Source organism: Micromonospora sp. AMSO1212t, from assembly GCF_008868145.1.
Classification (GTDB): Bacteria; Actinomycetota; Actinomycetes; order Mycobacteriales; family Micromonosporaceae; genus Micromonospora; species Micromonospora tulbaghiae.
This window is the reverse complement of the sequence record NZ_WBKS01000171.1, coordinates 1-9,550: the sequence shown is the minus strand read 5'-3', so window position 1 is coordinate 9,550 and position 9,550 is coordinate 1. Positions and strand designations below refer to the sequence as shown.

Below are 9,550 nucleotides of genomic sequence, written 5' to 3'. Positions count from 1 at the left end.
CCACGGGCGGGAGGGCGGCGGCACCGGGCGGGAGGGCGGCGACCATGGGCGGGAGGGCGACCACGGGTGCCCCGGCAGCGAGGGGAGGCGGGGCCCCGCAGGCGGGGGCGGCGCCGCCGCGTACCGCGAGGGTCACCGCGACCGCGGCGGCGGCGGCGACCAGACCGGCGGCGGCCAGTCGGCGACGGCGTGCGGCGGCGCGGCGACGACCGTCCGGCGTGGCGGGTCCGGACGCGTCGCCGGCGGTCGGCGGGTGGGGTGCGGTGCCGTCGGTCACGCCGGTCGATGCTGCCGGACCGGTCTGCCGCCCGACAAGCGAGCTAAGCGAAAGCTAAACCGGGCGCAGCGCGCGGGGCGGTGGAGACGACACCGGCCAGCCCACCGGCGAGGTCGGGCGCTGCCGCAGCGAGTCCCCCAGGCGGAAGCGCCGGACACACCGGATCCGGCGGGTGCCCGGCGGCGAGGCCCGGAGCCGCCACCTCGGTCCGGCGGTCGAGCGCCGACGGGGGCGTCACCGTCCGGGCGCGGGTCCACACGGTGCGACGCGAATCAGTAGCATCGCGGCATGTCAGATCGCCACCAGCTCACCGATTCCGACCCACGCGAGCAGGGCTCCGATATGGAGCCGGGCGGGCCCGTGGAGGAGAAGCGGCCCCGGCGCCGCCGGGGCCGGCGGATCGCCCTGATCGTGCTGCTGGTGGTCGTGCTGCTCGCCGGCGGGGGCGCCTTGGCCGGTGGCCTCTACTACCGCTCGGTCGACAAGTCCATCGAGCGGGTCGACGCCTTCGAGGGGGTGCCGGAGGAGTCGCGCCCACAGGTCGAGGCCAAGGGCGCCATGAACATCATGATCCTGGGCAGCGACTCCCGTGACCCGGAGAGCACCGGCGGCTCGCGCAGCGACACGATCATCCTGGCCCACCTGCCGAAGGACCGGTCGAGCGCCCAGCTCATCTCGATCCCCCGGGACACCTGGACGGCCATCCCGAAGTCGAAGGAGGGCCGCGGCGGTCGCGACGCGAAGATCAATGCCGCGTACGCGTGGGGCGGCGTGCCGCTGATGGTGCAGACGGTGGAGAAGTTCAGCGGCGTACGGGTGGACAACGTGGCGATGGTCGACTTCGCCGGCTTCAAGGAGATCATCGACGCGCTCGGCGGTGTCGAGATCGACGTGGAGAAGGGCTTCACCACGAAGTACTCGCTGATCGGCACGCGAACCTTCGAGAAGGGCCGGCAGACCATGGACGGGGCCGCCGCGCTCGACTACGCGCGGGAGCGGCACGCCTTCCCCGACGGGGACTTCGCGCGGATCCGGCACCAGCAGCAGGTGATCAAGGCCATTCTGGACAGGGCCGCCTCGGGCGGTGTGCTGACCAATCCGGCCAAGCTGAACTCGTTCGTCCGCGCCACGTCGGACTCGGTGGCGGTCGACAAGTCACTGTCGCTGGTGGATCTGGCGATGGAGATGCGTGGCCTGCGCGGCGGCAACCTGACGTTCTTCACCTGCCCGGTGAAGGGCACCGGCCGGGTCGGCAGTGAGAGCGTCGTGTTCCCCGATCCGGCGCGTTCCAAGACGCTGTTCGACGCGGTGCGCCGCGACTCGGTGCCCGAGATCCTCGCCATAAGCGGAAAGTAGGACGTCGATCTGTCATGCCGGTGCTGGCGGCGGGGAGGGGCCGCTCGTATCCTGCGATCGCCGTCGGTCTCCGCATCCGGGCCGGGGGCGTCACGGGGAAGGATCGACCATGCCACGCCTGCCGGCGTTCGAGCATCCGCCCGCGCCACCGTCCGATGTGGCCATGAACACGCCGATGGACAGTGGCCTGGACACGACGACGGTGCTGCCGTACGCGGGTTCGCGGGCGTCGACGCGTACCCGACGGTTGCGGGCCTGGATGGTCACCGCGCCCATCGACGTCGCGGCGCTGCTCACGCCGCTGCTGCTGACCCAGGACTACTGGCGCGGCACGCTGTTCAACGCGGCCCTCACCGTGGGCCTGTTCGCCACGGGCGGGCTGTACCGGCCGCGCCGGCACATCAGCATCCTGGACGAGCTGCCGAGCCTCGGCGGCCGTCTGCTGGCCTCCGGCGCGGTGGGGGCGATCATCGCGGCGCTGCGGCACGACTCGGTGCCGCACGTCAGCGGGTTCATGCGCGGCGTCGCGCTCTCCGCCGGCCTGGTGATCGTCGGGCGGGCGCTGAACAGCCGGCTCATCCTCCTGGCCCGCAAGCGACGGTGGGTGGAGCACAACGCGATCGTCATCGGCGGCGGGCCGATCGGCGGCGAGCTGGCCCGGCTGCTGCGTCGCTATCCCCAGTACGGGCTGCGGTTCGTCGGCGCTGTCGACGCCCCGTCACGGCCGCGGATCGGCGCGTTGCCGCTCATCGGCACGATCGACGACCTGGAGAAGCTGGCCGACATGCTGGAGTGCGAGGTCCTGATCATCGCGGACCCGGACTGCTCCGAGGCCGACCTGATGGAGGCGCTGCTGCGTCCGGCCAGTTCCCGTTGTGACCTGTGGGCGGTGCCGCGCCTGTGGGGGTCGCGGTCGCAGGGCGGCTACCCCGACCACATCGGCGCCATCCCGCTCATCAAGATCGGCGACACCACGCTCACCGGTCCCCGGTGGCGGCTCAAGCGCGCCTCCGACGTGGTGTTCGCGGTGACCGCCCTGGTGCTGCTGAGCCCGCTGCTGCTGCTCTGCGCCGTCGCCACGTTCCTCGACGGCGGCCGGGGCGTGTTCTTCCGCCAGGAGCGCATCGGCCGGTACGGCAAGCCGTTCCACGTGATCAAGTTCCGGTCGATGCGCCCGGCCGACGAGCACGAGTCGCAGACCACCTGGTCCATCGCGCACGACGAGCGGGTCGGGCCGATCGGGCGGTTCATGCGGCGTACCTCGCTGGACGAGCTGCCGCAGCTGTGGAACATCCTGCGCGGTGAGATGAGCGTGGTGGGGCCCCGGCCGGAGCGGCCGTACTTCGTGGAGAAGTTCTCCATGGAATACCCGAGGTACGCGATGCGTCACCGCGTACCGGTCGGGCTCACCGGTCTGGCGCAGGTCAGCGGCCTGCGCGGGGACACGCCGATCTCGGACCGGGCCCGGTTCGACAACTACTACGTCGAGAACTGGTCGCTCTGGCTCGACATCAAGATCGTGCTGCGTACCGTCACCGAGGTCTTCCGGGGCGGGGGGCGCTGAGCGCCTCGGTCAGGTCCGCGTACCAGTCCCCCGGCGGCGGCAGCTTCGCCGCCTCCCACCGGCCGTGCGCCAGCACGCTGTAGCGGGGACGCGGCGCCGGGCGCGGGAAGCGGTCGCTCGTGGTCGGCCGGACCCGGTCCGGGCCGAGACCGCGCAGGGCGAAGACGGCGCGGGCCAGGCCGCACCAGGTCGTCTCCCCGGCGGCGGTGCCGTGGTACGTCCCGGGCTCCGCGTCGCCGGCGAGCGCCGCGTCGGCGAGCGCCACGAGACGCTCCGCGAACCGGTACGACCAGGTGGGCTGCCCGTACTGGTCGTCCACCACGTCGAGCCGGTCGCGTTCGGCTGCGAGCCGCAGCATCGTGGTGACGAAGTTGCGCCCATGGGTGGCGTAGAGCCAGGCGGTGCGCACGACGTACCCGGTCTCGGGCAGCAGCCGGGCCACTGCCAGTTCCCCGGCGAGCTTGCTGCGCCCGTACGCGTTGACCGGTCCGGTCGGCGCGTCCTCCGGGTACGGCTCGGTGGCGTCGCCTGCGAACACGTAGTCGGTGGAGACGTGCACCAGGCGCGCGCCGGACACGGCACAGGCGTGGGCCAGGGCGGCGACCGCGTCGCCGTTGACGGCTGTGGCGTCCCGCTCGCGCGTCTCGGCGCCGTCCACGTCGGTCCAGGCGGCGGCGTTGAGCACCACGTCGTGCCCGCCCACCGCGTCCCGGACCGCTTGGGCGTCGGTGACGTCGAGATCGGCGCGGGTGGCGGCGGTGACCGACAGGTCCGGCCGGGTCCGCAGCACGGCGAGCAGGTCCCGCCCGAGCATCCCGCCCGCGCCGGTGACGAGCACCCGGGTCATCAGTGGCCGGCCGTCTTCAGCGGCTCCCACCAGGCCCGGTTGTCCCGGTACCAGCGGACCGTCTCGGCCAGGCCCCGGTCGAGGTCGATGCTCGGGGCGTACCCCAGCTCACTGCTGATCTTGCTGATGTCCAGCGAGTAGCGGCGGTCGTGGCCCTTGCGGTCGGTGACCGGCACGACCCGGTCCCAGCCGGCCCCGCACGCCGCCAGGAGCCGCTCGGTGAGCTGCCGGTTGGTCAGCTCGGTGCCGCCGCCGATGTGGTAGACCTCGCCGGCCCGCCCCTTCTCCTGCACCATCGCCACGCCCCGGCAGTGGTCGTGCACGTGCAGCCAGTCCCGGACGTTGCCGCCGTCGCCGTACAACGGGACGGTGCCGCCGTCGAGCAGGTTGGTCACGAACAGCGGGACGACCTTCTCCGGGAACTGGTACGGCCCGTAGTTGTTGGAGCAGCGGGTCACCACGACGTCCAGGCCGTGGGTGCGGTGGTAGGACAGCGCCAGCAGGTCCGACCCGGCCTTCGAGGCGGAGTACGGCGAGTTCGGCGCCAGCGGCCAGCTCTCCGTCCACGAGCCGGAGTCGATGGAGCCGTACACCTCGTCGGTGGAGACGTGCACGAACCGCCGGACGCCGTGCCGCAGCGCGGCGTCGAGCAGCGTCTGCGTGCCGAGCACGTTCGTGGTGACGAACGGGGCGGCGCCGGTGATCGATCGGTCCACGTGCGACTCGGCGGCGAAGTGGACGATCACGTCGTGCCCGGGCACCACCTCGTCGACCAGCGCCGGGTCGCAGATGTCGCCGCGGACGAAGCGCAGCCGGGGGTCGTCGCGTACCGGGGCCAGGTTCGCCAGGTTGCCGGAGTAGGTCAGCTTGTCCAGCACGGTGAGCGCGTCGGGGCCCTCGACCGGCACCCCGGCCGCGTCGCCGCCGGGGACGCCCAGCAGCATCCGCACGTACTCCGACCCGATGAAGCCGGCGCCGCCGGTGACGAGGATCCTCACGGGTCGTGGAGTCTACGCCGTGCCGGCAGCCCGGACGGGACGTCGACGGGCCGCGGGGGCGGCGGCGTCGCGGGTAGTCTCCGCGGGTGCGTGGAATCCTTCTCGCCGGCGGCACCGGTTCCCGGCTCTGGCCGATCACCCGGGCCGTCTCCAAGCAACTGATGCCGGTGTTCGACAAGCCGATGGTCTACTACCCGCTCTCCACTCTGGTGATGGCCGGGGTACGGGAGATCCTGGTGGTGACCACGCCGGAGGACCGCGCCCAGTTCGAGCGGCTGCTGGGCGACGGCAGCCAGTGGGGGCTGCGCCTGGCGTACACCGAGCAGCCCCGCCCGGAGGGCATCGCGCAGGCGTTCCTGCTCGGCGCGGACTTCATCGGCGAGGAGTCGGTGGCGCTGATCCTGGGCGACAACATCTTCCACGGCGTCGGGCTCGGCCGGCAGCTCGCCCAGCACGGCGAACCGGCCGGTGGCCGGGTCTTCGCGTACCCGGTCGCCAACCCGCAGGACTACGGCGTGGTCGAGTTCGACGACGCCGGCCGGGTGCTGTCGATCGAGGAGAAGCCGGCCCGTCCCCGGTCCCGGTACGCGGTGCCGGGCCTCTACTTCTACGACAACCGGGTGGTCGACATCGCCCGGAAGCTGACCCCGAGCGCCCGGGGCGAGCTGGAGATCACCGCGATCAACGAGACGTACCGGGTGTGGGGCGAACTCACCGTGACTGTGCTCGACCGGGGCACCGCGTGGCTGGACACCGGCACGTTCACGTCGATGATGCAGGCCGCGGAGTTCGTCCGGGTGATCGAGGAACGCCAGGGCATGAAGATCGGCTGCGTCGAGGAGGTCGCCTGGCGGTCCGGACTGATCGACGACGAGCGGTTGCGGATGCTGGCCCACCCGCTGACCCGCAGCGGTTACGGTGATTACCTGCTGAGTCTGCTGGCCGGACAGTCCGGTTCGGGGAGTGCGTCGTGAAGATCCGTCCGCTGAGCATCGAGGGCGCCTGGGAGGTGACCCCGCGCCAGCACGGCGACACCCGGGGCCTGTTCCTGGAGTGGTACCGCTTCGACCGGCTCGCCGAGGCGGTCGGCCATCCGCTGCGGCTGGCGCAGGCCAACCTCTCCGTGTCCGCGCGGGACGTGGTGCGCGGCATCCACTTCGCCGACGTACCGCCCGGCCAGGCCAAGTACGTCACCTGCGTACGCGGCGCGGTGCTGGACGTGGTGGTGGACGTGCGGGTCGGCTCGCCGACGTTCGGCCGGTGGGAGGCGGTACGCCTCGACGACACCGACCGGCGGGCCGTCTACCTGGCCGAGGGACTGGGGCACGGGTTCTGCGCGCTCACCGACGACGCGACGCTCAGCTACCTCTGCTCCGCGACGTACAACCCGGCTGCCGAGTACACCCTGTACCCGCTGGATCCGGATCTCGGGATCGACTGGCCGGCGCCGACGCCGCTGCTGTCCAGGCGGGACGCGGCTGCGCCGCGCCTGGCCGAGGCACGCGCGGCAGGGCTGCTGCCCGACTACGACGCCTGCCGCTCCTTCACCGCGGCGCTGGACACCCGGCCGTCGCTCTGACCCGGCACCCCGGCCGAGTCCTCGGCCGCGTCCGGTCCGGAGGTGGCCGCGTCCGGGACGGACGTTCTCGGAGCCTCTGAATCCGCCGGCTCCACGACGGCCTCGGCGGGACGGCGGCGCACTGTCGTCGCCCAGAGCGTCCGCACGTCCGCGCTCACCGGCGTACCCGCCCGGCGGTAGCCGAGCACCAGGGCGATCCCTACCCCGACGGCGAGGCCGCCGAGCGCGCCGCCGGCCGCGTACCACTGCCACCGCACCGGCTCGGGACGCGGCGGCGGCGCGGCGGCCCGGACCACCGCGACCTGGGCCTTGAGCCCGAGCCCGGCGGGCGGCAGGTCGCGTTCGGCGATCCGTTGCAGTTCGGCCGCGAGCGCGGCGGCGATCGCCGCGGCGGTGCCGGCGGACCGGTCGGTGACCGCCACGTCGACCGCCAGGGAGTCGACGGTGGACGAGGCGACGACGCGACCGGCCAGGTCGTCGGTGGTGTACGGCAGTCCGAGCGAGTCGATCACCGGGCGGGTCAGCCGGGGCGTGTTCATCATGGTGGCGTACGTCTTCACCCGCCGCTGCATCAGCCGGCCCGCCTCGTCGGCCGGTGGGCGGGGCTGCGGCGTGGCCGACTTCTCGGCGGTGAACGTGACGACCATCTGGGTCTCGGCCCGGTAGACCGGTGGCCGGCGTTCGGCGACGACCCCGGTGAGCGCGCCGCACAGCAGCGTCAGCGCCAGCACGATCGGCCATCGCCTGCCGATCGTGTCGCGGAAGTGGGCGAGGTCCACGACGCGTCACCCTACCGGCGGCGGGCCGCCGCGGGCGTACCCGCCCGCCGGGTCCATTGCGCAACGGCGCTCATGTCGGGTAGAACAAGCCCGCACACATCCGCGCATCTTGGGGGAAGACGAGTGGATTCCGCGTGGCCGGCTCGCGGTCGGCGCCGGCGCCTGGGCGCCGGGTGTTAGGCCAGGTCCGGCGGATCGTCTCCCCCGAGCGTCTCTATCTGGTCGCCCTGGGCCTGACCGGGCTCGCCGCGCTGGTGTCGGTGACGCTGCCGGCTGCCGAACGCGGCGAACTCGCGGCCAACATGGTGAGCGCCACAGTGGGCGCGGCACTCGGTGGCCTGTCCGTGGACACGTTCCTGCTGTCCCGCCCGGCCGGCTGGATCATGTCGCGTGGTCGCCTGTGGATCGCCGGCATCCTGACCGTCTCGCTCGGGCTCACCGCGCTGGCCGCGGCGCTGCTGACCACGCTGGCCGGGCTGGGTAGCCACCCGGTGGGCATCGGGGCGGGCTGCGCGCTCACCGTGTTCAACACGGCGGCCTCGCTCGGCCTTCGCCTCAAGCGGTTCTGGTTCGTCTACACCATGCGTGCGCTCGGCGGCGCGGTGCTGGTCGCCGGGTACGGGCTGCTCTGGCTGGGCCACCGGCTCGACGGTGGCCTGTGGAGCGTGCTCTGGCTGGGCGTCCAGGTCGCCACCGCCAGTGTGCTCGGGGTGGCGGTGCTGGGCTGGGCGCGGCGGTTCGGGCCGGTGCCGGCGGCGACGGCGGGGCGCACGGAGTACCGCGCCGACCTGCTCGCGGTGGGCCGGCTGCACGTGGGGGTGTGCGCGCAGATGCTGACGTACCGGCTGAGCCAGGTCCTGGTGGCCCGCTTCGCCGGCGCGGGCGCGCTCGGCGTGTTCGCGCTGGCGGTGGCGGCGCTGGAGTTCGCGCAGTCCGGCGCGGTGGTACGGGCGCAGCGGATCCTGGCCGAGCGTGACCCGGACGCGATCGGCGACCACGGCCGCGAGGTCGTCAGGTCGGCGCTGCCGATCGCCGCGCTCGCCGTGATCGGCCTGGCGGTGCTCGGCGTGCTGGCGCCCGACTACCGCGACGCCTGGCTCTTCGGGCTGCTCCTGCTGCCCGGGACGCTGGCGTTGTCGGCCGGCAAGACGTGGAGCGCGGCGTTGCTCAAGCGCGCGGGCGAGCAGGCCACCACCGCCGTGGCCCTCGTCACCATGTCGGTGTCGGTGGTGCTGTACGTTCTGCTCATCCCGTGGGCCGGCGCGCTCGGCGCCGCGGTCGCGTCGTCGGTCGCCTACGGCGTCTACGCGTTGCGCACCCGGCAGCGACTCCAGCGGTCCACGCACCTCCTCGTCAATCGGATGGCCTAGCGGTGGACGTCTCAATCGTCGTGTTGACCTGGGAAGACTTCGAGCGCACCGACGGCTGCGTCCGCTCGCTGCCGGACGGTGTGGAAGCCGTCGTGGTGGACAACGGCAGCGCCGCCGAGATCAGCGACCGGCTGCGGGCCATGTGCGCGGAGACCGGCGCCCGGTACGTGCGCTCGGAGACGAACCTCGGCTACGCCAAGGGCATGAACCTCGGTGTCCGGCACAGCACCCGGTCCCGGGTGGTGCTGTCCAACAACGACATCCTGGTGCGACCGGGCGCGATCGAGCGCCTGGCGGCCGAGCTGGACGACCCGGCGGTGGGCGCGGCGTTCCCGAAGGTGCTGGACGCGACCGGCCGGGACCAGACCGCCGCCGGCCGGTTCCTGACGGTGGGCACCGGATTCGCGCACGCCACCGGGCTCAGCCTGGTGTTCCCGAGGCTGCGGATCGTGGCCCCGCCGGAGCGCGGCGACTGGCTGTCCGGGCCGTTCGTGGCGATCCGGCGGGAGACGCTGGACCGGATCGGCGGGGTGGACGAGTCGTCGTTCTTCTACTCCGAGGACCTGCGGCTGTGCTGGGCGGTGCGCCGGCTGGGGCTGCGCCTGGCGTACCTGCCGGACGCCGTGGTCACGCACGAGGACGACGCGAGCGCGAAGCGCCGGTGGGCGGCCGAGGAGATCTCCCGCCGGCAGACCCGGGAGTTCATCCGGGCCAGCCGTGAGCTGGCCGGGTGGCGGGGCACTGTGGCCCTGTCTCTTCTACCCATCTGACTCTTTCCTA

Annotated in this window: 9 protein-coding genes and 1 pseudogene; 6 read left to right on the top strand and 4 right to left on the bottom strand. The window is 73.0% G+C overall.

Annotation, left to right across the window (positions count from 1 at the left end; translation table 11 throughout):
• A pseudogene (locus tag F8279_RS27520) lies at positions 1-277 on the bottom strand (hypothetical protein); the annotation flags it as partial.
• A 288-nt stretch (positions 278-565) separates the two neighbouring features.
• Here F8279_RS27520 and F8279_RS27515 point away from each other — a divergent pair.
• Both F8279_RS27515 and F8279_RS27510 read left to right on the top strand, forming a co-directional pair.
• Positions 566-1,633 (top strand): LCP family protein, encoded by a 1,068-nt coding sequence (locus F8279_RS27515; protein ID WP_151501487.1) that lies wholly within the window; start codon positions 566-568, stop codon positions 1,631-1,633.
• Positions 1,634-1,742: 109 nt separating this feature from the next.
• Positions 1,743-3,197 (top strand): sugar transferase, encoded by a 1,455-nt coding sequence (locus F8279_RS27510; RefSeq protein WP_151501486.1) that lies wholly within the window; start codon positions 1,743-1,745, stop codon positions 3,195-3,197.
• Here the strand turns inward: F8279_RS27510 and rfbD are convergent.
• Together rfbD and rfbB are read right to left on the bottom strand one after the other, a co-directional pair.
• Positions 3,166-4,044: a dTDP-4-dehydrorhamnose reductase gene (rfbD, locus tag F8279_RS27505; protein ID WP_151501485.1), complete on the bottom strand. Its 879-nt coding sequence runs from the start codon at positions 4,042-4,044 to the stop codon at positions 3,166-3,168. The genes F8279_RS27510 and rfbD overlap by 32 nt on opposite strands.
• Positions 4,044-5,042, bottom strand: a complete 999-nt coding sequence (rfbB, locus tag F8279_RS27500) for a dTDP-glucose 4,6-dehydratase (RefSeq protein WP_151501484.1) — start codon at positions 5,040-5,042, stop codon at positions 4,044-4,046. Before rfbB ends, rfbD begins: the two co-directional genes overlap by 1 nt.
• 86 nt (positions 5,043-5,128) lie before the next feature.
• On the opposite strand from rfbB, the gene rfbA reads away from it, so the two are divergent.
• Together rfbA and F8279_RS27490 are read left to right on the top strand one after the other, a co-directional pair.
• Positions 5,129-6,016 (top strand): glucose-1-phosphate thymidylyltransferase RfbA, encoded by an 888-nt coding sequence (gene rfbA, locus F8279_RS27495; RefSeq protein WP_151501483.1) that lies wholly within the window; start codon positions 5,129-5,131, stop codon positions 6,014-6,016.
• Positions 6,013-6,621 (top strand): dTDP-4-dehydrorhamnose 3,5-epimerase family protein, encoded by a 609-nt coding sequence (locus F8279_RS27490; RefSeq protein WP_151501482.1) that lies wholly within the window; start codon positions 6,013-6,015, stop codon positions 6,619-6,621. The genes rfbA and F8279_RS27490 overlap by 4 nt, the downstream gene beginning before the upstream one ends.
• Here the strand turns inward: F8279_RS27490 and F8279_RS27485 are convergent.
• Entirely contained in the window at positions 6,567-7,400 is an 834-nt protein-coding gene (locus F8279_RS27485) for a YveK family protein (protein ID WP_151501481.1), read from the bottom strand. The genes F8279_RS27490 and F8279_RS27485 overlap by 55 nt on opposite strands.
• Before the next feature lie 173 nt (positions 7,401-7,573).
• Between F8279_RS27485 and F8279_RS27480 the strand changes: the two genes are divergently transcribed.
• Positions 7,574-8,770 carry a lipopolysaccharide biosynthesis protein gene (locus F8279_RS27480; RefSeq protein ID WP_225853431.1) on the top strand — a complete coding sequence of 399 codons (1,197 nt, stop codon included), beginning with the start codon at positions 7,574-7,576 and terminating at the stop codon, positions 8,768-8,770.
• 2 nt (positions 8,771-8,772) lie between these two features.
• On the top strand, positions 8,773-9,540 hold the full coding sequence (locus F8279_RS27475; protein ID WP_225853430.1) for a glycosyltransferase: 768 nt from the start codon (positions 8,773-8,775) through the stop codon (positions 9,538-9,540).
• The last annotated feature ends 10 nt before the right edge of the window (positions 9,541-9,550 follow it).

Excerpts from the sequence above, each read along its gene's own strand:
- F8279_RS27515 (WP_151501487.1), top strand. The coding sequence starts at position 566 with ATGTCAGATCGCCACCAGCTCACCGATTCCGACCCACGCGAGCAGGGC.
- F8279_RS27510 (WP_151501486.1), top strand. The coding sequence starts at position 1,743 with ATGCCACGCCTGCCGGCGTTCGAGCATCCGCCCGCGCCACCGTCCGAT.
- rfbD (WP_151501485.1), bottom strand. The coding sequence starts at position 4,044 with ATGACCCGGGTGCTCGTCACCGGCGCGGGCGGGATGCTCGGGCGGGAC.